A 24719-nucleotide genomic window follows, 5' to 3' on the forward strand; every position below is an offset into this window, starting at 1 on the left:
TATTTACATACCCGGCAGCAATATTCCGGCACTCTTCAAGTCATCAATTAATTTTTCCTGAAAATTTAACCTGGCATCAGTAAATCCATGCGGGTTAACCCAAATATTTACAGAAATCTTGTAACCATCTGGTTCAAGTAATGAAATTCCAATTCGGGATTCGGGACTTTTTAGAATATTATGAGATGCCTTAATCGTTTGCTCTATTATGGGTTTTACTGAATTAAAATCAACTTTATAATTTAGTTTTAACTCAACATCTAACCTGCGCTTTCCTTCTCTGCTTGTATTGATAATAATTTCATTTGAGAGTTTGCTATTCGGAATAATCACGGTTTTATTATCGAAGGTAGTAACAACCGTATAAAAAACCTGGATGGAATTGACTATACCCTCCTGTCCCTGCGCAATAATATTATCACCAACCCGGAACGGCTTCAGTATCAGAATAAGCACACCGCTGGCAAAATTCTGTAAAGTACCCGAGAGAGCTAAGCCCGCTGCAACACTAAAGGCCCCAATTACAGTTGTGAAAATAGTAAGCTCAATGCCCACCACCTGCATTATGCCTATTATTAAAAATACCTGCAGAGATATTATGATTATACTTTGTAAGAAGGGCTGCAGCGAAGGATCGAGATCGCGTTTTTGCATGGCAGATACCAGCCATTTACGCATAAGCTTGATAAACCACATCCCTATAAAGAATATGATTATAGCGGTTAATACCTTTGGTCCGTTAAAAATTATAAAATCGTAAGCTTTATCGTAAAATGTATCCCAGTTCATGTGTCCGGATCAGAATTTAGAGAATTGGAGAATTATCAGATTTTTTTGACTGACAAATGTAAAAAATTAAGCGGACTGGTGTTTGAGGCTTTATAGTTCTTTGAGGAATTTTTATCCGCCGAGGATCTTCGGAATCCATTTTGTAGATATTATTTGAATTGAATATTAGCTTGTAAAGATTTCTTCGAATCCGAAAAATTCAATAATCCTGATAAGACAAACGCCCCGAGAGCGAATAGCTCCGGGGCGTTTCTATATTCTGTGAAATTCAGTTATTACATCATTCCACCCATGCCGCCACCCATTGGAGGCATACCACCGTGACCGCCTTTATCTTCTTCAGGCTCATCAGCTAATACACACTCTGTAGTTAACAACATCGCTGCAATTGATGCTGCGTTTTCTAACGCCACACGAGAAACTTTAGTTGGATCGATAACACCTGCTCCGATTAAGTTCTCATAAACATCAGTACGCGCATTATAACCAAAATCAGCACTTCCTTCTTTAACTTTTTGAACTACGATAGAACCTTCGATACCTGCGTTTTCGCAAATCTGACGAAGAGGCTCTTCTATAGCGCGACGAATGATCTGGATACCAGTATTTTCGTCTTCGTTAGCACCTTTAAGGTCAGCCAAAGCTTCAACAGCACGGATGAAAGCAACACCACCACCGGCAACGATACCTTCTTCAACAGCTGCACGAGTTGCATGTAATGCATCATCAACACGGTCTTTTTTCTCTTTCATCTCAACTTCTGTAGCAGCACCAACATAAAGTACAGCAACACCGCCTGATAATTTAGCTAGACGCTCTTGTAATTTCTCACGGTCATAATCAGATGTAGTAGATTCTACCTGAGATTTGATCTGATTAACACGAGCTTTGATATCTTCAGAGTTACCGGCACCGTTGATTACAGTAGTGTTATCTTTATCGATAACGATTTTTTCAGCTTGTCCTAAATAAGAAAGGTCAGCATTTTCTAATTTGTAACCTCTTTCTTCAGAAATCACAGTACCACCTGTCAGGATAGCGATATCTTCTAACATTGCCTTACGACGGTCGCCAAAACCAGGAGCTTTAACAGCAGCCACTTTCAGTGAACCACGGATTTTATTAACTACCAATGTAGCTAAAGCCTCTCCGTCTAAATCTTCAGCAATGATTACTAAAGGCTTACCAGTTTGCACTTGTTTCTCAAGAACAGGAAGCAATTCTTTCATGCTGCTGATCTTTTTGTCGTAGATTAAAATGTAAGGGTTTTCAAGTTCCACTTCCATTTTATCAGCGTTGGTTACGAAGTATGGAGAAAGGTATCCACGGTCAAACTGCATACCTTCAACAGTTTTAACTTCAGTTTCGGTTCCTTTAGCCTCTTCAACAGTGATCACACCGTCTTTACCAACTTTTCCCATTGCTTCAGCAATTAACGAACCGATAATCTCGTCGTTATTTGCAGAAATAGAAGCAACCTGTTTGATTTTGTTATTGTCTTCACCAACAGTTTGAGACTGTTGTTTCAAATTAGCAACAACTGCAGAAACGGCTTTATCAATACCACGTTTCAAATCCATTGGATTTGCACCGGCAGCAACGTTTTTAATACCCGCAGTTACGATAGCCTGAGCTAAAACAGTGGCAGTAGTAGTACCATCACCTGCTATATCAGCAGTTTTTGAAGCCACTTCTTTCAGCATTTGTGCACCCATGTTTTCGATAGGATCTTTCAATTCTATCTCTTTTGCTACCGTAACACCATCTTTAGTGATAGATGGAGAACCGAATTTCTTATCGATAATTACATTACGTCCTTTAGGACCAAGAGTTACCTTAACTGCGTTTGCTAAAATATCGACACCTCTTTTCAGGGAGTCGCGAGCATCAACATTGTATTTTACTAATTTTGCCATTTTTAATTTTTTTTAATGATTGAATGTAGATTAATGAATGATAGAATTAATGAATAACAGATGAGTGGCTGGAAAATACTCAATCCTTCAAAATTCAATCCTTCTTTCATTTCTAAAGAACCGCGTAAATATCAGACTCACGCATAATAAGGTATTCTTTTCCTTCGTGAGTAATTTCAGTACCGGCATATTTGCCATATAAAACAGTATCGCCTGCCTGTACAGTAGGTTTTTTACCTTCACCATCTTCTGGCGACACAGAGATTACCGTTCCTTTTTGAGGTTTTTCTTTTGCAGTATCTGGAATATAGATACCTGAAGCCGTTTTTTCTTCTGCAGCAGCTGCCTCTACTATTACCCTGTTGGCAGTGCCAGCGATTGGTTTAATATTTAATGCCATAGTTTTGATATATTTTGTTCTGTACCCTGTTTGACACTTTTTGTGCCAAAGAAATATTTCAGGGATTTTTGGCGGTTAACTTGTCAAAATTACATATATCAAAAAATCCGAATAGCTATTTAACCTGCTCAATGTCATGCTGTCAGTGAAATGTCAGCACAAAAAAAAAGCTTCCATTAAGGAAGCCTTCACTATGCAATTAAGCAATACTATTTCTTTGTTGAATCTGCGCCCGGAAGTGCCTGCGGAACAAGCGGGGAAGTTCCAGCCGGCTTTGTTACCTGGTTTTGAATATCTTCTGTTGAAGATCCCGATACTCCGCTCTGAGGAACAACATTAATAAGTAATACAATTACCATTAGTGAAATAATTAACACCCAGGTTCCTTTTTCAAGAAAATCTCCGGTGCGTTGTACTCCCATAACATTATTTGAACCAGCGAAGCCAGATGTAAGGCCACCGCCCTTTGGATTCTGGATTAAAATAATGAGTGCCAATAGTATACAGATAATGATTGCCAGAATAACCAGTGTAATGAACATGATAAATATATTAATTAAATTTCTTTTCTATTTCCCGAATTTGACCGGCAAAGTAAGCGCTTTTTTCCGGGAATTTCAAACTTAATTTTTGGTAAGTATCAATGGCTTTATGATAAAGCATCTGATCGGTGTAAATCTTTGCCAGGGTTTCCGAAACCAGGTCTAGATTATCCTCCGAACTTTTCCTTGCCTTATTTTCTGTATCCAGTCGTTCTGCCTTGGGCGGCCGAATTTGAGGATCTTCGGTAATGAATTTTTCAATTATAGAATCTTCATGGCGCTTATGAACAAAATTCGCTACCCTGCTTTCGTTTTGGAGAACATTTATCTCCGGTTGAAAATGGAAAATATTTTCGATGATCTGATGATCAAGCTGCCCTGAAACATGTTTTTTAATAATTTCCGGACTTACAGGCAGTTTTGGAGCATATGGCTGATAGGTATCTGCATGCTCTTTCCGGGTCTTATTTAACCACCACAAAAATGAAAGAGGCATTTTATCGTCATCATACATCGAAACTGTGTTGTGCTGTACAGGATCCGCAATTGCTGTCTCTTCAGCCAACGACTCAACACTATCCTCTTTTAGCAGAGGATCAATAACAGACTTATCAAATACGAAATAATCTGTTGAGGCAATATTGCCGATTATTTCATTCTGTGCAGGAGCATGCTCAGCAAGCTCATTTATCCCAGGATTGACAGAGACCTCCTGGATAACTATATTATCTTCCGGATATTCTGAAAAGGGTATTACTGTTTCAATAGTATTGTCGAAAGTATCCGGGTTAACTTTAAAATAACTTACAGCTTTTTCTGCATCCTCATTCTTTTCCTCGGAGACTTTATTTACAATCATTTGAGTATCTAAGGATTCCGTCAGATCCGGGCCTTCGAAGAATACCTCCCCGGCTTGCCCCTGCTCTAAAACTTCGCCTACAGAAACAGGTTCTGAAAAATCAGATTCTGAAACAGTTTCATTTGATTCAGCGGAATTGTCTAATCCTGAAATCTCTATTACTTGTTCGAAATCACTCTCTTCATGTACCTCTCCTGAGTCAGCTATAAATTCGGCATGTTCTTCGAAAGGAATATCCTGAATATTATTCATTTGAATAAACTCATCTTCAGCAATTCCTGCACTTACTGGTACGCCTTCCGATAATTCAGGATCTGCGACCATTCCCACCTCTTCGGATTTATTTTCTATTTGTGCATTTTCATCCACACCGGCAGAAGATGCAACTAACTCTGAGGCAGAATTCTCCAACTCCAATGCAGCCTTTTCAACCACCTCCTGCAGTGAGCTGTCCAGAAAGGGCTCAGAGGATTTCTCTGAATGAGTATTTTCTAATTCAGCAATATTATTTATGATTTTATAGAGCTGTAGCCTATCGGGAATGTATGCAGCCGCTTTAGAAAGATAATCTCCAAACTTTTCGGGCTTATACTTTTTAAGAGTAAAGGCATACGATACATGAAGGGGATATGAAAAAGGATAAAGTTCTACCAAATCCTCCAGCATAGCCATATCAAAGACCGTTAAAGTGGAAGGGTTAGATATTAACCTTGAAAATTCTCTGGTATTTACGAAACTTAAATCTGCCACTTTTTAATAAAAAGATGAAACTAATAAACTCATTTCCAATTATCAAAAGCTTTGTTGAAAATATCTTCTGTTAGCCTTCTCGTTACAATTGGAATTACTTTAGGCTCCTGAGCCTGGATAGACCCATTATCAAGAGAAAATTGTTCATATTGACTAAAGGATTGCTCAAAACTCTGTTCAGGATCCAAAGCACTGGTATATTTAACACTCACTGTAATTGTTAACCTAACAAGGTTAGCTCTTTCACCTGCCGTAACCGCAACGTTAGCGAAATTATAGTCGGTAATACGGCCCTCGAAATGCCCGTCTGCATTTTCGCGGATTAAATTTAATTTGCTTTGCGTTCTTATACGTGTCTTTAATTCTTCGGTAAAAGCCTGGCTCAGTGTTGGCACGACTAAAGGCGCTGTGTTTTCAAAGAAGTCTACAGAAACCGTCTTCATATTAGGAGGAATCGAGGCTCCGTTAAATTTATACGAGCAAGCCTGAAAAAAGAATACCAGCAGCAGGATACCTAAATGTGCTTTTTTAAAAATACGTTTCATTCTTAATTCAAGTCTAATTCCTTAATCTTACGGTAAAGTGTTCTTTCGGAGATACCTAATTCCTGCGCTGCAAGTTTTCGTTTTCCTTTATGTTTTTTCAATGCTTTTTTAATAAGATCCGATTCTTTTTCTATCAATGATAACGACTCTTCAACCTCCTCGGTATGATGACTGTAGTCAAAATTTCCTTTATTGTCATTTTCCTGATGATGAATAGTTACAATCGGCGCATTTGCCTGGGTTGAAGGCAATTCAATATCTCGGTAAAGCTGATGAATAAGATGCGGATTTTCTGACACGGCACTGGCATTGCCTCCGTTCTGAATTATTTCTGCAACCAGTTTTTTCAATTCTACCATATCGCGTTTCATGTCGAACAAAACCTTATAAAGTATATCTCGCTCAGACAAATCTTCTTTTTTACCCTGATTAATCCGCATAGGAAGGTTGCCATGTTCCTGAGGGATATATTGCTGTAAGCTTTGTACAGTTAAGTTCCGGTCTTTTTCGAGCACGGCAATTTGTTCGGCTACGTTTTTTAACTGCCTTACGTTCCCGGGCCAGCTATAATTTATCAGCATCTGCTGAGCATCATTATCTAACTGAACAGAGGGGCTACGATACTTATTGGTGAAGTCCGCTATAAACTTTCGGAAAATAAGATGAATATCTTCTTTCCTCTCACGTAAAGCCGGGATTTTTAATGGTACTGTATTTAAACGGTAATAAAGATCTTCACGAAACTTGCCATTCTGAACGGCATCAAACACATTCACATTCGTGGCAGCTATAATTCGCACATCAGTTTTTTGTACTTTAGATGATCCGACACGAAGATACTCCCCGGATTCTAATACCCGCAGAAGACGTGACTGGGTTCCCAAAGGCAGTTCGGCCACTTCATCCAGGAAGATAGTGCCGCCATTTACTACTTCGAAATAACCCTTACGCGCTTCATGAGCGCCTGTAAAGGAGCCTTTCTCGTGTCCGAACAGTTCAGAATCGATAGTACCCTCAGGTATTGCGCCGCAGTTAACGGCAATAAAAGGGCCATGTTTACGTGCACTTAGCTGGTGAATTATGTGTGAAAAAACCTCTTTACCACTGCCGCTTTCGCCCGTAATCAATACGGATATATCGGTAGGAGCAACCTGTCGGGCAATATCAATTGCACGGTTAAGCAGGGGTGAATTTCCTATTATGCCAAAGCGGTTCTTTATATCTTGTATATCCATCTGTAAGTAGAAGCAATAATCAGGAGTCAGCTATCAAGTAAGGACCATTCTTTGAATTCTGTTTCAATTCCTGGGCTTAACTAAATTTCTTTCCCTCCAAAAAGTCTGCATTTCGCAAAATTTCGCGTTTTTAATCGACTATTTTTCCAAGCAAAGTAGCAGTTGTGCATTCTTCAGCAATAACGTATGCATACTCGCCTGGTTTGTAATTATTATTTAAAGGAAACACAACCATTGCATTGTGATCGTTGCGTCCACAATAATGGAGCTTTGATTTCTTCGAAAAGCCTTCAATCAATACTTTTTGAACTTTACCCAACTGCAATTTTAGCCGCGAGTGCGAATGCTGCTGCTGTTTTGCAACAACTTCCTGCAACCGGCGAAGTTTAACATCCTCAGGAATATCATCCTTATATCGCTTTGCAGCTAAAGTTCCGGGCCTTTCGGAATACATAAACATATAAGCGAAATCATATTGTACGAAATCCATCATGCTGATAGTTTCCTGATGTTCTTCCTCTGTTTCTGAGCAGAATCCAGTGATAACATCTGTGGAAACAGCACATTCGGGAATAATTCGCCTGATTGCATTTATGCGATCCATATACCATTCGCGGTCGTAAGTACGATTCATTAAATCGAGCACTCTTGAATTTCCGGATTGAACAGGAAGGTGAATGTAGTTACAGATATTGTCATATTTCCCAATAGTATATAACACCTCGTCGGTAATATCTTTAGGATGAGAGGTTGAAAAACGCACGCGTAATTCGGGGCTTACCGAGGCAACGAGTTCAAGTAATTTTGCAAAGTTCACATGCTCAGAACCTTCCTCATCAGACCATTTGTACGAATCCACATTCTGACCCAGTAAAGTCACTTCGCGGTAGCCCTGATTAAACAAATCTTCCGTTTCTTTTACGATTGAATGAGGATCACGGCTGCGTTCTCTGCCTCTTGTAAAAGGAACCACGCAGAAAGAACACATATTATCGCAACCACGCATAATGGAAACAAATGCTGTAATTCCATTAGAGTTTAAACGAACCGGACTTATATCAGCATACGTTTCTTCGCGGGAAAGCAAAACATTTACAGCTTTATTTCCGTCATCCACCGTACCAATAAGATTTGGCAGATCACGATAAGAATCTGGACCAACAACCACATCTACCAATTTCTCTTCCTCTAAAAACTTGGCTTTTAAGCGTTCGGCCATACACCCCAATACTCCTACTACCAGTCCGCGATTCTGTTTCTTCACCGCTCCGAATTCCCGTAGCCTGTTACGAACTTTCTGTTCAGCATTTTCGCGGATAGAACACGTATTTATAAAAATGACATCGGCTTCTCTATATTCTGAGGTTGTTTGAAAGCCCATGTCAGTCATGATAGAAGCTACTATTTCGCTATCGGAAAAATTCATAGCACAGCCATAACTTTCTATATATAGCTTCCGGCCATCATGCTTTAAAGGAGCAGTTTCAAGTACCAGAGCCTCTCCTTGTCTTGCCTCATCGTGCTTGGCAAGTTCTTTATCACCTATCAGCGGGTTGTACATCTTTATTGTTTTGGAATGCAAAAGTACTATATTTTTATATAATGACAGGTTGTCAGTTATGGATTTGATGTAAAAAATGTAAGTTTATAAGCGGGTAAAAGAAACTCAGAAATGCCGATAACACAAGAAGAAAAAAAAAAATTATCAAAAAAAGTAAAGTGGATATCTGTATTGTTAATCGTTATATTAACTATTGTACTAAGCGTTTCTGTTTATATTTATTATCAGATAGAGCCCCTGGTTGCTGCCCGCCTAAAAGAGACCATAAAATCCTCCACCAATAATCTCTATACCATTTCATTTTCAAAGCTTTCGATTAATCCATTTACAGGAAGTGTAATTATAAGAGATATCGTGTTTGAAGCCAATGACAAGGTCTACGGACAGTTTAAACGTGACAGAATAAATCCGAGCCATTTATATGAGATCAGAATTAAGGTTTTAAAGATCAAACATGTACATCCTCTGAAAATCTATTTAAAGAAAGACCTCGTTATCAGCTCCCTGTCCGTTGAAAGACCGTCCGTCAGGGTGTATTATGAAAAAACTCTCGAAAAAGACTCCTCAAAAGTTGATACTCGCACAGCCTGGCAACGATTGTCAAAATACCTTCATTCCATTAAAATCGAAAGAGTTTCATTTAAAGAGATTGATTTCAAATACATCGACAGACGATTAAAAAAACCGGAAATTAATGGCATTAAAAATCTATCAATTACGGTCAATGACATTTTAATAGATTCACTTAGCCATCGTGATGAGTCGAGGTTTTATTACACCAAAAATATCTTAGTTGAGATTTTCGATAATCAGTTTAGCAGCAATGATGGTATGTATACCATAATGTTTGATAAAATGGAGATGTCGACCTTGAAAAAGTATGCCCTGGTCAACGGTTTGAAAGTAATACCGAACTACCCGGAAATTCCTTTCTCATTAAAATGGGGATATAAAAAAGCAAGATATGTGGTCAAGATGAATGAGGTTTGGCTGAATGGGATTGATTACAAAACCTTAACTGACAGAAGACAGTTACATGCCTCATCTTTACATTTAAAAAATGCAAGCCTCGATGTATTTATGAATAAACAACTTCCTAAAGCAAGTGGGGATCTGGGAGCTAACTTCCCACACCTATTATTGCGCCAGTTGAGATTAACATCGACAATAGACACTATAAAAATCGAAAAATCAGCATTAAGTTATTCAGAACACGATCCGTTTACTGGAAAAAAAGGCAAAATTTCATTCACTGCCTTAAGCGGTGAAATTTTTAATGTTACCAATGATTCTATATCGCTGCGTAATAATAACTGGGCAAAAGGGAAATTTACTTCATTTCTTTATGGTAAAGGAAGACTGGATTTTAACATGAATTTTAATCTTACATCTCCGGTAATGGAATATAATTATTCGGGCAAACTACATGAAATGCAAGCAAAGTATTTTAATGAAATCACCCGGCCATTGGCCCTGCTGGAGGTAAGTTCGGGCCAGGCCCATACCGTTACATTTTCTGTAAAAGCTGATTATAGAAACGCGAATGGGACAATGAGGATTGTTTATGATGATTTGAATATTGGCATTCTGAAACTAAACCGGAATAAAAATCTGCAGCGAAGCACAATTCTTTCTCTTGTAGCTAATAATCTTTTACTTAAAGAAGATAATCCTTCTAAAGGAGAACCACTAAGAACCGGCAAAATCAGTTATTATAGGCCTGATTCTATATCCTTCTATAGTATGATCTGGAAAAGTGTTTTTACGGGTATAAAAGAAAATATCGGTATGACACCAGAAAGAGAAAAGGACCTGCAAATGAAATTTAAAAGTTTTAAACAGGAGGGGCCGGAAAAAAGCAAAGAAGAAAGAAGATTACAGCGCGAAGAAAGAAGGAAACGGAGAAAAAACAAGGTATAATTGGTTTTTTTTAAGAACAGCTAATTTATCAATGCCTTTAACTGAGTTATCACGAATTATCGGAAAGCGACATCCCTGATTTTCCGGATTATTTTATACCGCGTGCATAAAGCTCCCCTGTTATAGATCAAACCTTTTAATTCCAGTATGCTTATAATCTCCGGATAAAGCATTTCCATATAAAACGGAATTAAAAGATTAATGCGCATTAAAAAACTTACCTTTAAGAACTTACACCTTTTCACAAATTTTCTTCCACTTAGAAAATTACCATTTCCTTCAGGTAATATTTAGGCTTACGAAACATAAATCATGAAAAACAAGAAGAATTTCTTTAAATATTACCGCGTTTTTAAAAATGATACCTCAGTAACAGAAGTTTCAGATAACGACTTTAAACCATTTAAAAAGAGATGGATCATCAAAAGTCCTGTAAATGCACTTAAGGCTTCACCTTTAAACTGGTATTCTCTACCTGTTGATGCAGCTATGTTTTATGGATATACTAATATAATACACGCCATGGAAATGGCTAAGGCAGGAGCATTGAAACATATTGAAGGACTTATAAGCCAAAACGCTCATGGAGTCACCGAGTTAAAACAATACCGTATTGATCACTATGACGATCTGAATGTGAATTTACTTGATGGTAATATTCGAAAATTAGAGAAGGAATTAAACACTAAATAAGACGGTTCTTGAACCGGCACCGCAAGCTGAAATAAAGTTTAGCGAACAAAACTCCGCTTTTAAAACAATTCTACAGAATATCTACTTTACTCTGTAGGTAAGCAAAACAATTATGACCTCAGACTTTTCTTAAGAAACTCAAATCTGCTAGCGCAGACATGCTGTTTTCTTGAATTATTTCTATTAAAACTGGTTTATGCGTTTGCCACGTATAATTATTTAATCTGGCGCCCGGCCTGTTAACTCAATTGAACAGGGACATCACAATAAATATGAAGATTACCAACAGTACAATTTTCGATACATTGTCGGGTTTGCGCATCTCTTTCCAGGAAGATAATGTTATCCGGAATTTCGATAATGATGAGCCCTTCCGTTCTGAACTTTACAGTTCAGGGCAAATGGATAGCCATGCTAAAGTGATTGCCCGGTCGCATAAGTTACTGAAAAAAAATTCCTCAGACCAGTTGCTGAAAAGACTGGAAGAAAATGAAAATACATTATTGGAAGTGCGCAACCTGTTGGTTGAAAGCATCAGATCCGGCAAAGACATTACCCCTGGCGGAGAATGGTTATTAGATAATTTCTATCTTATAGAAGAGCAGGTTGTGATAGCCCGGAAACACTTGCCAAAAGGGTATAGTGAAGGGTTACCCAGCCTGAGTGCTGGCATTTCAATGGGAATGCCCCGTGTTTATGACATAGTTTTAGAAATCATTTCACATAGTGACGGCCGTGTTGATGTTAAGGGCTTGAGCAGCTTTATTGCTGCTTATCAGTCTTACACGGTGCTTACCCTTGGAGAATTATGGGCGATCCCCATTATGCTCCGGCTTGCCGTAATTGAAAATCTGCGCAGGGTTTCAGGTAAGATCGCAGTGGATATGATTGACCATAACCTTGCCGATTACTGGGCCGGCAGCATGCTGACTACAGTTAAAGATGAGCCGGGTAATTTAATTTTAACCATTGCCGACATGGCCCGGTCCAAACCGGTATTAAACAGTTCTTTTGTCGCAGGTTTTACCCGCGAATTGATGGGTAAGGGCCCGGCACTTGCATTGCCACTTAGCTGGATGGAACAGCAACTGTCTGGCATAGGCCTTAGCAGCAATGATCTGGTACGCCAGGAAACTCAAAAGCAAGCCTCCGATCAGGTATCCGTTCGAAATAGTATTGGCACCCTTCGTTTTATCGGAGCCACCGACTGGCGTGAATTTGTTGAAACCCTTAGCAGCGTGGAACAGGTATTGCGGCAGGACATTACGGGAACTTACCCGCTAATGGATTTTGCGACACGCGACAGATACCGACACGTAGTAGAATCAATCTCTAAAGCTTCTTCAATCTCCGAAACGGATGTAGCTCAAATAGCGCTTGATATGACAAGCAAACATGAAGAACACGATGAGTATTTTTCAAGGAAGCGACATGTGGGCTATTATCTTATTGATAAAGGACTAAAACAAACGCAGAATGCTTCGGGAATGCATCATTCTTTAAAGCAGAAATTATTCAGATCTACCCGCAAAATACCTGTCTTTTTGTATTTGCTATCAATTGTAATTATTACTCTTGGTGTAGCTTCGGGCATGTGGTACCTGGCATACTCACAGGGCATTAATGGATGGCTGATGTTAACTTTTGTAGGCGCACTTTCAGTCTCAGGTTCTGCCCAGCTGGCAGTTTCACTGGTAAACTGGTTCGCTACCCTTTGGGTAAAACCCAATCTTTTGCCCCGTATGGATTTTTCTACCGGCATTCCAACAGAATACAGGAGTATAGTTATAATCCCTACAATGCTTTCGAGCGATTCCTATACAGAGGAGCTGATTGAAGCGCTTGAAATACGTTATCTGGCCAATAAAGAAGCTAATTTACACTTTGGGCTGCTTACAGATTTTATTGATGCAGATGCAGAAATAATGCCGGGTGATGGCCCCCTTTTAGAAAAAGCATGTAAGGGCATAGAGGCTTTAAATCAGAAATATAATGAATCTGAACAGGATACTTTTTTTCTATTTCACCGGTCCAGAACCTGGAACGCCAGGGAAAAAAAATGGATGGGATATGAACGGAAAAGAGGGAAGCTTTCGGCGCTGAATGCGTTTCTCAGGGATCGCGGAGCAAATTCATTTTCTAAAGTTGTAGGGAGTTACACTATCCTGTCCAACGTAAAATATGTTATAACACTCGATTCAGATACACAACTTCCCAGGGATGCCGCATGGAAATTTATCGCTACCATGGCACATCCTCTGAATCAGGCAATTTACAATATGCGCAAAAAGCGTGTAACAGATGGATATGGAATTTTGCAACCCAGGGTTGCCTCGAGTATTCCTAAAACAGCTACTTCATTATATCTGCGAATGCAGGGTAATGTTACAGGCATCGACCCTTATACCCGTGTTTCTTCAGATGTATACCAGGATGTTTTCGGAGAAGGCTCCTTTATCGGAAAAGGAATCTATGACGTCGATATATTTGAGGAAGCAGTTCATGAAGTGTTCCAGGAAAACCGGATACTGAGTCACGATTTACTGGAAGGCTGTTATACCCGTTCGGGATTACTAAGCGACGTATTATTGTATGAGGACGGGCCGGCACAATACAGCGCCGACATAAAAAGGCATCACCGATGGATTCGGGGAGATTGGCAAATTGGTGCCTGGATGTTGCCCTTTGTAACCGGAAGTAACGGCCGCTTAACGCTGAATCCGCTTTCTGCTTTATCTAAATGGAAAATCTGGGACAATCTCAGAAGGAGCATGCTTCCCCTGTCGCTGATTCTTTTATTAATTATGGGCTGGTCGGTGTTACCACAACCCTGGTTTTGGACTTTGACAGTTACCATCATTGTGCTTTTGCCTGTTATGATGGCAGCCGGCTGGCAATTAATAAATAAGCCAATTGAGCTCACCATTCAGGCACACCTGGCCGAAGTGGGCACTTCAGTAAGAGATGTCTTAATACGCTTCACATTTGGTCTGGCAGTTCTTCCGTTTGAAGCTTATAAATATTCCGACGCCATATTCCGCACAAACTGGCGAATGATCGTTTCCGGAAGGAAACTACTGCAATGGACACCTTCTGCTTCTATCGTATCTAACCGTAACGACGTATGGTCGGTTTATGCGACCATGTGGATCGCTCCGGTATTGGCAATTGCTTGTATAAGCTTGCTTATTTACTCCAATCCGACGGCCCTTTCTGTTGCTTCTCCGATACTTATTCTATGGTTGCTGGCCCCTGCAATTGCGTGGCGCCTCAGCAAACCGGAGAAAGAAGAAAAACCTGAATTCCTGGATGAACAAATTGTATTTCTTCATAAATCTGCCCGTAAAACATGGGCCTACTTTGAACAATTTGTCACTGAGAAAGAGAACTGGATGCCTCCTGACAATTACCAGGAAGAGCCAGTTTCAGCAATCGCCCACCGGACCTCTCCTACCAATATGGGAATGGCGCTGCTATCTAATCTTTCAGCCTATGATTTTGGCTATATCTCCGGCGGTGAGCTGACAGCACGATGTAACAACACATTAAACTCGATGCTGCGACTGGAACGTCACAAGGGACATTTCTATAACTGGTATGACACTCTATCTTTATTACCTCTTCAGCCCAGATACGTATCAACCGTTGATAGCGGAAACCTCGTTGGGCATTTGCTTACTTTACGACAGGGACTCTTATCGCTTTCGCAGCAGCCTATATTCCACAAAAATGCATACCAGGGATTAATCAGCACGACTACCGTAATCAAAGATTTTTACAAATCGAAAAACTCTGATACAGCTGATCAAATAATTGATTTCCTGGAGCTTGCAATCCAGAAAAACAGCAATTCTCTCACTACGATAAAATCTGATCTCGACGCGCTTCTTAGTCTTGCGGCAAAACTATCAGAAACTCAAACCGAAAACGAAACCGGGCTACTCAACTGGACAAGCAGATTATTATCACAAATAAAAAATCTCAGGGAAGATCTTTTGCAGGTCGCTCCCTGGCTTGAATCTCCGGTTCCGCAACGTTTCCTCGAATTTGACCGGAATCTTTCACTGCACGCAATAAAAGAATTACATTCTGATTTTATCACAATTCTTTATCGCTACCAAAAAGAAGAGTGCACTGCAGTTGAAAAGGAATGGTTAAACAGGATATCAGAACTGTTAACCAAAGGAAAAGATTCGGCAATCGAAAGAATTCTGCTGGCTGAGAAGATAGCCATGCAATGCGAGAAACTTAGTGATATAGAATATGATTTTCTGTATGACAAATCAACCAACCTGCTGAGGATCGGATTTAATGTTGACAGTCAGACGAAAGACGAGAGTTTTTATGACCTGTTAGCTTCAGAAGCCAGGTTAGGAATTTTTGTTGCTATCTCGCAAGGGAAACTTCCCCAGGACAGTTGGTTTGCATTAGGGCGCTTATTGACAAATTCAGGAGGAGACCCCATATTACTATCATGGAGCGGATCAATGTTCGAATACCTGATGCCACAGCTTGTAATGCCGTCCTATGAAAATACCCTGCTTCATCAAACGAGCAAGGCTACCGTTAAACGGCAGATTGATTATGCCGCTCAGCGCGGAATACCCTGGGGTATTTCAGAATCAGGATATAATACAGTGGATGCAAATTTAAATTATCAGTACCGGGCCTTTGGGGTTCCGGGCCTCGGACTGAAACGCGGGCTTGAAGAGGATCTGGTAATTGCACCTTATGCTTCTATGCTGGCTCTGATGGTTTCTCCATTAAAGGCCTGTTCCAACCTGCAATTATTATCAAAAGAAGGGTTTGAAGGAGAATATGGCTTTTATGAAGCTATTGATTACACAAGCACACGCCTGCAAAGAGGAAAAACCAGCAGTGTTGTTCGTTCTTATATGGTACACCACCAGGGCATGGGCTTTCTTTCTCTGGCTTATGTATTATTAGACAAGCCTATGCAACAAAGGTTCAGTGCCGAACTGCGTTTTCAGGCAACATTATTATTGCTTCAGGAACGCATTCCCAGAACGACACTTTTCTATGCTCACACTGCTGATCTGATCGAAACGCATACCGCAGAGCCAGATGTACAGGTAAGAAGCATTAACACGGCAAACACAGCGGTGCCCGAAATTCATCTCCTTAGCAATGGCCGTTATCAGGTAATGATAACCAATTCTGGTGCAGGATACACCCGCTGGAAAGGTCTGGCTGTTACTCGCTGGAGAGAAGATGCCACCAAAGATGACCGCGGTATATTTTGTTATATAAAAGACATCAATACAGGAACGTTCTGGTCAAATACTTATCAGCCCACCTTACATCCTGCCCAAAACTATGAAGCAACCTTTTCTCAGGGGCATGTTGAATTTCGCAGAAAAGACTATGGTATTGAAACCAAAACTGAGATTGTAATTTCTCCGGAAGACGATACAGAGATGAGACGGATACGGCTAACCAACCGAACTCCGCTTGTAAAAGTATTGGAAGTCACCAGCTATGCGGAAATAGTTATGGCAAGCCAGGCTTCTGATGAGGCGCATCCGGCATTCAGCAATCTTTTCGTCCAAACAGAAATATTAGAAGAAAATAAGGCCGTTTTATGCACGCGCCGCCCCCGTTCTGAAGGAGAAACCCCTCCATGGATGTTCCACCTGATGGATGTACGCGGTGCCACTATTGAAGCCGTATCGTATGAAACCGACCGTATGCAATTTATTGGACGGGGAAGAACGCTGGCACATCCCCGGTCAATAGACGAGGATACACTCTCCGGCAAGCAGGGCTCAGTATTGGACCCGGTTTTATCCATACGCTACAGGATTACAATAAAACCTAATCAGACAGCTATTGTAGACCTTATTTACGGAATAAGCGAAACCAAAGAACTATGTGTTGGCCTGATGCATAAGTATCGCGATCAGCACCTTAAAAATCGTGCGTTTGAATTATCATGGACACATAGCCAGGTTTTATTGCGCCAGATTAATGCAACCGAGGGAGATGCACAACTTTACGGACGTCTGGCCTCTTCTGTAATTTACGCAAATGCACATTTGCGGACTGAACCATCAGTGATTCAAAATAATACCAGGGGACAATCATGGCTCTGGAGTCATTCGGTTTCTGGCGACTTACCTATTGTATTGCTGCATATATATGATGCAGACAGTATGGAACTGGTTCGGCAACTTGTTCAGGCCCATGCTTACTGGCGTTTGAAAGGCCTCGCAGTGGATCTGGTGATTTGGAACGAAGATCATGGCAGCTACCGCCAGGTTTTACAGGAACAGATTCTCGGCCTTATCTCCGCAGAAGTAAACAGCAACATGATTTACAATACTCCCGGTAATATATATGTTAAATCCGTTGATCAATTATCTTCGGAAGACCGGATTCTTTTTGAAAGTGTGGCCAGGGTAATAATTCATGATAATCGGGGAACTTTATCCGAACAGGTAAACCGTCATCAGTTAGAACGAGTTCTGCCTCCGTTTTTAGAACCGAAATCAATCGCCACAAGGGAAATCGTTCATACACTGGAACTTCCCGATGATCTGTTATTTTATAACGGAACCGGGGGCTTTACTCCCAACGGGAAAGAATATAAAATATTAACCGATAAAAAACAAACGACTCCTGCCCCCTGGGTAAATGTTATTGCTAACCCTCATTTTGGCACCATAATCTCAGAAAGCGGCTCTGCATATACCTGGGCCATCAATGCACACGAATATCGCCTTACGCCCTGGAGCAACGACCCTATAAGTGATGTCGGCGGGGAAGCCTTTTACATACGTGATGAAGAAACCGGACATTTTTGGTCACCTTCGCCTTTTCCGGCAGCAGGCACAAACCCTTATATCATAACGCATGGTTTTGGCTACAGCACTTTTGAACATATTGAACATGGCATTTCGACAGAGATGTGTGTATTTGTCGACAAAGAGCACCCTGTTAAATTTATCGTATTGAAAATCAAGAACCTATCGGGACGGGAAGGCAAATTCTCGGCCACGGGGTTCATGGAAATGATCCTAGGTGACGTGCGTTCAAAAACGAATATGCACATTACTTCAGAACAGGATTCCAGCACAGGCGCAATGCTGATCAGGAACAGGTATAATTCTGCTTTTGCAGACCGGGTTACTTTTTTTAAAGTGGACGGTGGTGTAAGTTTCAGTTATACAGCCGACCGTTCAGAATTTATCGGCAGAAACAGGAACCTGGAAGAGCCTCAGGCTATGTACCGGAAAAGATTATCCGGGAAAACCGGAGCCGCAATGGATACCTGCGCCGCATTACAGGTTAAATTTGATTTATTCGACGGCGCTGAAAAAGAAATAGTATTCATGCTGGGAAATGAAGAAAACACACCCGCAGCCAATGAGCTGATAAGGAAATTTACTGACAGAGAAAAAGTTTTGCAATCTCTGCAGGATGTTAAGGAATACTGGAAAGATGCCTTAGGGGCAGTGCAGGTCAGTACTCCAGATATTTCGCTGAATATTCTGGCAAATGGCTGGCTTACTTACCAAACCATGGCCTGCCGGATGTTTGCCCGAAGTGGGTTCTACCAGTCGGGTGGAGCTTTTGGATTCAGAGATCAGCTACAGGATGTACTTGCCCTGTTACACAATAAGCCAGATATGGCGAGGGAGCAAATCTTATTAAGCGCCTCGAGGCAGTTTGCCGAAGGAGATGTACAACATTGGTGGCATCCGCCTGAAGGAAGAGGAGTCCGGACGCGTTGTTCTGATGATATGCTATGGCTTCCTTTTGTTGTGTCCAGATATACTGCCTCAACAGGCGATACCGACATTCTGAATGAAGCTGTCGGTTTCCTGGAAAGCAGAACATTGTACGAACACGAAGAAACGCTGTATGACCTTCCTGTTAGCGGAATACAGAATGCCGTTTTGTATGAACACTGTGTTCGCGCGATTACCCATAGCCTGCGTTATGGTGATCATGGCTTACCATATATTGGAGCGGGAGACTGGAACGATGGAATGGACCAGGTTGGCCATAAAGGAGCCGGCGAAAGTGTATGGCTTGCATTTTTCCTGTATGACGTGCTGATAAAATTTGCAGATGTTGCTCTGAATTATGGAGATCCCATATTTGCTGAAACCTGCAAAAAAGAAGCGGATACACTGCAAACCAATATAGAAGCATCCGCATGGGACGGCGAATGGTACCGGCGCGCCTATTTTGATGACGGATCGCCCCTGGGTTCACATCAGAATCAAGAGTGCCGTATAGATGCTATTGCTCAAAGCTGGTCGGTATTATCTGGTGCCGGTAATGTCTTAAGAAGAACTCAGGCAATGGCATCTCTTGATCAATACCTGGTTAAAAGAGAGTTAAAACTTATTCAGCTCCTCGATCCTCCATTTGATTCAAACGGGCCAAATCCTGGATATATAAGGGGCTATGTACCGGGTGTTCGCGAAAATGGCGGTCAATATTCTCATGCCGCAATCTGGACGCTTATGGCTTTTGCCGCATTAGAAGAACGTGAAAAAGTTTGGGAATTATTTAGCATGATACAGCCTTTAAGTCATGCTTCTGATGCCGCATCTGTTAAGATCTATAAAGTGGAACCTTATGTAATGGCAGCAGATGTTTATGCAAACGAATCTCACAGAGGAAGAGGTGGCTGGACCTGGTATACAGGCTCTGCAGGCTGGATGTATCAGTTTATAACAGGTTCCTTATTGGGAATGGAGCTTCAGATTGATCAGTTGAGATTTAAACCATGCTTTCCATTGCAGTGGCCTTCAGTAAATATTACTTATCGTTATGGCAAGGCTAGTTATAATGTTACCGTTTTTCAAATGACTGACGATATTGATTCTTATTGGAAAATGGGAGATATCCATGGTAAAGGGGATTCCATTCAGCTGATCAATGACGGTAAAGAGCACACAGCTGAGGTGTATATTCAAACGAGGCTTATTGCCGACAGCAAAATTGAAATTTTAAAAGAATCCTAAAAAAGAAGCACATAAGAAATACAAAGTAAACAGTAAGGCCCTGGATTCCCTCTCTGGCAGACCCGGGAGGGAATCCAGGGAGGAAAATAAAAAATTAATGTCTTTAATTCCTTACTATTACATTTTATAAAGAAAAAATGGAGTATAATATCCCCAAATTATTACAGAAGAAAAAGAAAAGCATCATTGAATTTTGGATCAAAAATCAGCTTTCGGAAGACGGTTTAAGAGAAGATTTAATATCGAATGAGGAAATCAGACAACAGTCTGAAGAACTTGTAGACTCCCTTGTTAATAACCTGACACTCGAAAATTTAACGGAAGTAAATTCACCGGATTTCGATGAGGTGATCGAAATTCTTTCGGGCATTTCAATCACCAGAGCCCGGCAGGGTTTTAGTCCGAGAGAAACCGGAGCCTTTATTTTTGGACTAAAAGAAGCCTTACTGGAGCTGCTGCAACAAGAGATTAAAGATGATAAGGAAGCGCTTTATGACGCAACGCTTAAAATAAATCGTTTGCTTGATAGTTTCAGCATTGCCACATTTGAAACGTTCATTAAAGGCCGTGAAGAAGTAATTTTAAGGCAGACTGATGAAATTACCGAAATTTCTACACCTGTGATACGGGTATGGGATGGTATTCTGGCGCTTCCAATTATCGGAACTTTAGATAGTGCCCGTACTCAGGTGGTAATGGAGAACCTTTTACAGGAAATTGTTGAAACAGGCAGCAGTATCGCAATACTTGATATTTCTGGTGTTCCGGCGGTAGATTCACTTGTAGCCCAGCATTTAATTAAAACCGTAAGCGCCACCCGTTTAATGGGAGCTGAATGCATAATTAGTGGAATACGGCCGGAAATAGCACAAACAATTGTGCATTTAGGCATCGATCTTTCAAATATAATTACCAAGGCTACTCTGGCCAGTGCGTTAAAGTTTTCTTTTCAGACACTTAAACTGGAGGTAAAAAGGATACAAACAGTAAAAGCAATACAGTAACGATGGAGAAAATACCTATACTTAAAATGGGGCCATTTTTATTGGTTACAATTCAGATTGATCTATACGACCGCATTGCTTTATCACTCGAAGCTGATCTTGTTCAGATGGTAAATAAAATAGGTGCGAAAGGTGTTCTTATTGACATATCTGCTGTTACAATAGTGGATTCTTTTATGGGACGCATTTTTGGCAATATCGCCAGCATGTGCAAAATCCTCGATGCAGAGACGGTAGTAGTTGGAATGCAACCTGCTGTAGCCATAACTCTTATTGAGCTGGGCCTTCCTTTAACCGGTGTTCATACAGCACTCGATGTTGAAAAAGGGATGAAGCTGCTGAATTCGAGGGTTGAACTCGAATCTGAGGAAAATGAAAAGCTGGACGACGATGATAATTACGCTGTCTAAAGATAACATGCAAATTATCAAAGATCAGGATGTGGTCCCCTTCAGGAACCGTGTGAAAGAGTATGCTGTAAAAATTAAAATGGGGCTGGTTAACCAAACCAAATTAATAACTGCTGCAAGCGAACTAGTTCGTAACATGCTGAAATATGCCAATGGCGGAGAAACACTCATTGAAATTATTAATAAAGGACGGGATAACGGAGTGCGTCTCACATTTAAGGATTACGGGCCTGGCATAGCCGATATCAGCTTAGCCATGAAAGATGGCTATTCTACAGGCAAGAGTCTTGGTCTGGGATTACCCGGAACACGACGCCTGGTAAATGAATTTAACATAACTAGTGAAGTTGGCAAAGGAACTACAGTGGTGGTAATCAAATGGGCGAATGGATAATGCAACTCATGTAAGTTATTGTGCCGAAGACAGGAGCTATTTTTCCTTGTTAAAGAAAGATATAAATAAAAAGGCCACAGAGGCTGGATTTAGTCCTAAAAAAATAAGTGCGCTGGATATAATTGTCGCAGAAATGACTTCAAATTTGCTGAAATACGCAGAAAAGGGCGAACTTCTTATGTGCATAACCGGCGAAAATGAAAATGAATACCTTGAGTTAATATGCATCGACTCAGGCCCTGGCATAGCCGACCCAGCAAAAATGATGCTGGATGGCGTTTCTACTTCAAGGACTTTCGGAAACGGATTAGGAAGCATAAAAAGACTGTCGGATTATTTTGAAATATATAGCATTATGGGATGGGGAACTATCCTGCTCTGCAGAATATATAAAGATTCCGAAAAACACACTGAATCCAAAAAACTGGTTGTCCGATCACTCGTTTTGCCTAAACCAGGTGAAATAGTGAGTGGAGACGGCGGTGCTTACACTTTAAGTCAGGAATATTTTAAATTATTAGTTGCAGACGGGCTTGGACATGGTATTGAAGCAAACAAGGCCATCATTGAAGCCCGTGCGGCCTTTAAACTCTGCAAAGAGAATGATCCGGTTGAAATTCTAAGATTTATCCATGATTCGATAAAGAAAACCCGGGGAGCAGTGGGAACTGTTGTGGTACATGATTTCAAAAATAAGCTATGGAAAATAGCAGGTGTAGGGAATATTAGTACCTGTATAATGAATTATCAGCAGGCCAGAAATCTTATGTCTTACAATGGTATTATTGGTCACAACATTCCAAATTCCATGAAAACCCTGGAGATAGCTTCCACCGAATTCCAGCAGGTAATTTTATGTTCTGACGGGTTAAAAACGAGATGGGACAGCAGCAAATACCCGGGGATACATAAATTTGACCCATCCCTGTTGTCAGCAGCCCTGTATAAAGATTATGGCCGCAAAACAGATGATATGTCTGTAGTGATATGTAAAATTTATTAAGATGTTTGAACTGATCACACTAACCCTTGAGAATGAAATGGACCTGGTTTTGTCCCAGAAAAAAGCATTAAGACTTTCAGAGGAGTTAAAATTAACGATCTCCACCCAGGCAACATTCGCCACAGCAGTTGCCGAATTGTGCAGAGTTATAATAGACTTCACAGATACCGGCGTACTTTCTCTTGGTCTCATACAGGATTCCAGTCGGTACTCGTTAACCGGAGTTGTGAAATACAAAGCCATCGAAGAATCAAAAATTCCCGAAGAGTCTTTTCACTACGCAAAAAGGCTGATTCCATCGTTCAAATGCTTATTTGAAACCGAAATGGCTATTGTAGAAATCAGCATCAATCTACCAAAATCAGTCAAATTAAATTCAGAGAAGATTCAATCTCTGAAAGATTTTTTTGACAAGGAGCCGCCCATTTCTGCATATGAAGAGATAAAAAAAAAGAATCTTGAATTACATCATATCGCAGAAGATAAAGACGAGCAGTTAAAACAGTCGAAATACATTGATGAAAAGCGTAATGAATTTATTTCTATTGCCAGCCATGAATTAAAAACCCCAATCACAATTATAAAAGCATATACCCAGCTTGCTTTGTCGGGTAAACAACAATGCAGTGACGCTGTAAAAGATTTTCTCTTAAAAATTGATGCACAGTCGACAAAATTAAGGAACCTTGTACAACAATTGCTGGATACCTCCAAAATCGAGAATGGCAGACTTGAGTACAATTACGAAATAGTCGACTTCAATAAATTTATCGAAGAAACATCCTTTTTAATCACTCACTTATTACCCCACCATAAACTGATCATTGAGCTTGGCCCCAACGTTAAAGTTAAACTCGATAAAGAAAGAATGGATCAGGTATTTACAAACCTGATAAGCAATGCCGGTAAGTATTCAAAAGCTGGCAGCTCTGTTTCATTGAAAACAAAAATTACAGGCGAAGGAGGCCTAACAGTTTCTGTAACTGATGAAGGAATAGGTATGTCGAAGGTGAGTATCGGGAAAATTTTTCAAAAGTTCCACCGCGACAAGCAGGTCATCCAGGGATATTCTGGCCTGGGCATGGGCCTGTACATCGCATCGGAGATCATTAAGGATCATGGAGGCGAAATATGGGTAGAAAGCATTCAGGAGAAAGGCTCAACTTTCTCTTTTTCCCTGCCAGTTTTAGAGAATTAATTTAAAAAAAATCTGTTTATTTTCTTTTATTAAACTTTGCCTATTTATTTTCTTCAAGATAGCGTAAAACCACTGATAATCAATTATTAATACCTACCTTTAAGAGATTTCACACTCTACAGCATCCATAAACAGGTATCCAATTTCTGACAAGGAAATATTTTCAATTTTTATCAAGAAAATGAAAAGAAAAAAAACAACACATTCTGCACTTGTCCTCTAATGATATATCAACGATATAAGGTTTATTGATTTAAACTGCTGTTATGAAGTAAAAAATCCTCTAAAAAAAGCGACACTACTATGAGCAAAGACAAAGGAAGTAACGACAAGAAAAAGGCCCCCAGTACTGAAGGAAAAAAGCCTAAATCAGATTATCAGACGGGTAAGACTTCTGTATCAAAAATTGATATAATGCCCAATAAGAAAAAGTAGAGTTTCGTGGCCGCAGAGTTTGAGTATCAACTAAGACACTGTTTATCAAATTTTCGAATGTATCCC

The 24719-nt window shown here is 40.4% G+C and carries 17 protein-coding genes; 9 read left to right on the forward strand and 8 right to left on the reverse strand.

Features of this window, described 5'->3' with window-relative positions:
• Positions 1-3: 3 nt before the first annotated feature.
• The 8 genes from WG906_RS10385 to miaB all read right to left on the reverse strand — a co-directional run bounded on the left by WG906_RS10385 (position 4) and on the right by miaB (position 8597).
• Positions 4-789, reverse strand: a complete 786-nt coding sequence (locus WG906_RS10385) for a mechanosensitive ion channel family protein (RefSeq protein ID WP_339992526.1) — start codon at positions 787-789, stop codon at positions 4-6.
• 275 nt (positions 790-1064) lie between these two features.
• On the reverse strand, positions 1065-2705 hold the full coding sequence (gene groL, locus WG906_RS10390) for a chaperonin GroEL (RefSeq protein ID WP_339992527.1): 1641 nt from the start codon (positions 2703-2705) through the stop codon (positions 1065-1067).
• Between the two features lie 112 nt (positions 2706-2817).
• Complete coding sequence (locus WG906_RS10395; protein WP_339992528.1) at positions 2818-3105, reverse strand: co-chaperone GroES; 288 nt, start codon at positions 3103-3105, stop codon at positions 2818-2820.
• 209 nt (positions 3106-3314) lie between these two features.
• Positions 3315-3647 (reverse strand): preprotein translocase subunit SecG, encoded by a 333-nt coding sequence (gene secG / locus WG906_RS10400; protein WP_339992529.1) that lies wholly within the window; start codon positions 3645-3647, stop codon positions 3315-3317.
• Between the two features lie 10 nt (positions 3648-3657).
• Positions 3658-5256, reverse strand: coding sequence for a DUF8458 domain-containing protein (locus tag WG906_RS10405; protein WP_339992530.1), 1599 nt, complete (start codon positions 5254-5256; stop codon positions 3658-3660).
• A gap of 29 nt (positions 5257-5285) precedes the next feature.
• Positions 5286-5801 (reverse strand): LPS assembly lipoprotein LptE, encoded by a 516-nt coding sequence (gene lptE, locus WG906_RS10410; protein WP_339992531.1) that lies wholly within the window; start codon positions 5799-5801, stop codon positions 5286-5288.
• A 2-nt stretch (positions 5802-5803) separates the two neighbouring features.
• The gene (locus tag WG906_RS10415) at positions 5804-7036 is read right to left on the reverse strand and encodes a sigma-54 interaction domain-containing protein (RefSeq protein WP_339992532.1); all 1233 of its coding nucleotides are present in this window, start codon (positions 7034-7036) and stop codon (positions 5804-5806) included.
• Positions 7037-7166: 130 nt separating this feature from the next.
• On the reverse strand, positions 7167-8597 hold the full coding sequence (miaB, locus tag WG906_RS10420) for a tRNA (N6-isopentenyl adenosine(37)-C2)-methylthiotransferase MiaB (protein ID WP_339992533.1): 1431 nt from the start codon (positions 8595-8597) through the stop codon (positions 7167-7169).
• Between the two features lie 111 nt (positions 8598-8708).
• On the opposite strand from miaB, the gene WG906_RS10425 reads away from it, so the two are divergent.
• The 9 genes from WG906_RS10425 to WG906_RS10465 all read left to right on the forward strand — a co-directional run bounded on the left by WG906_RS10425 (position 8709) and on the right by WG906_RS10465 (position 24653).
• Entirely contained in the window at positions 8709-10517 is a 1809-nt protein-coding gene (locus WG906_RS10425) for a hypothetical protein (protein WP_339992534.1), read from the forward strand.
• 312 nt (positions 10518-10829) lie between these two features.
• Positions 10830-11210 (forward strand): hypothetical protein, encoded by a 381-nt coding sequence (locus tag WG906_RS10430; protein ID WP_339992535.1) that lies wholly within the window; start codon positions 10830-10832, stop codon positions 11208-11210.
• A 272-nt stretch (positions 11211-11482) separates the two neighbouring features.
• On the forward strand, positions 11483-20209 hold the full coding sequence (locus WG906_RS10435) for a glycoside hydrolase family 94 protein (protein WP_339992536.1): 8727 nt from the start codon (positions 11483-11485) through the stop codon (positions 20207-20209).
• A 137-nt stretch (positions 20210-20346) separates the two neighbouring features.
• Positions 20347-21213: an STAS domain-containing protein gene (locus WG906_RS10440; protein WP_339992537.1), complete on the forward strand. Its 867-nt coding sequence runs from the start codon at positions 20347-20349 to the stop codon at positions 21211-21213.
• 2 nt (positions 21214-21215) lie between these two features.
• Positions 21216-21623, forward strand: coding sequence for an STAS domain-containing protein (locus WG906_RS10445; protein ID WP_339992538.1), 408 nt, complete (start codon positions 21216-21218; stop codon positions 21621-21623).
• A 7-nt stretch (positions 21624-21630) separates the two neighbouring features.
• On the forward strand, positions 21631-22017 hold the full coding sequence (locus WG906_RS10450; RefSeq protein ID WP_339992539.1) for an anti-sigma regulatory factor: 387 nt from the start codon (positions 21631-21633) through the stop codon (positions 22015-22017).
• The gene (locus WG906_RS10455; protein ID WP_339992540.1) at positions 22010-23020 is read left to right on the forward strand and encodes an ATP-binding protein; all 1011 of its coding nucleotides are present in this window, start codon (positions 22010-22012) and stop codon (positions 23018-23020) included. The genes WG906_RS10450 and WG906_RS10455 overlap by 8 nt, the downstream gene beginning before the upstream one ends.
• Position 23021: 1 nt before the next feature.
• Positions 23022-24218 (forward strand): sensor histidine kinase, encoded by a 1197-nt coding sequence (locus WG906_RS10460; RefSeq protein ID WP_339992541.1) that lies wholly within the window; start codon positions 23022-23024, stop codon positions 24216-24218.
• 303 nt (positions 24219-24521) lie between these two features.
• Positions 24522-24653: a hypothetical protein gene (locus tag WG906_RS10465; protein WP_339992542.1), complete on the forward strand. Its 132-nt coding sequence runs from the start codon at positions 24522-24524 to the stop codon at positions 24651-24653.
• Positions 24654-24719: the final 66 nt, after the last annotated feature.

This window comes from Pedobacter superstes (assembly GCF_037622515.1).
Lineage (GTDB): Bacteria > Bacteroidota > Bacteroidia > Sphingobacteriales > Sphingobacteriaceae > Paradesertivirga > Paradesertivirga superstes.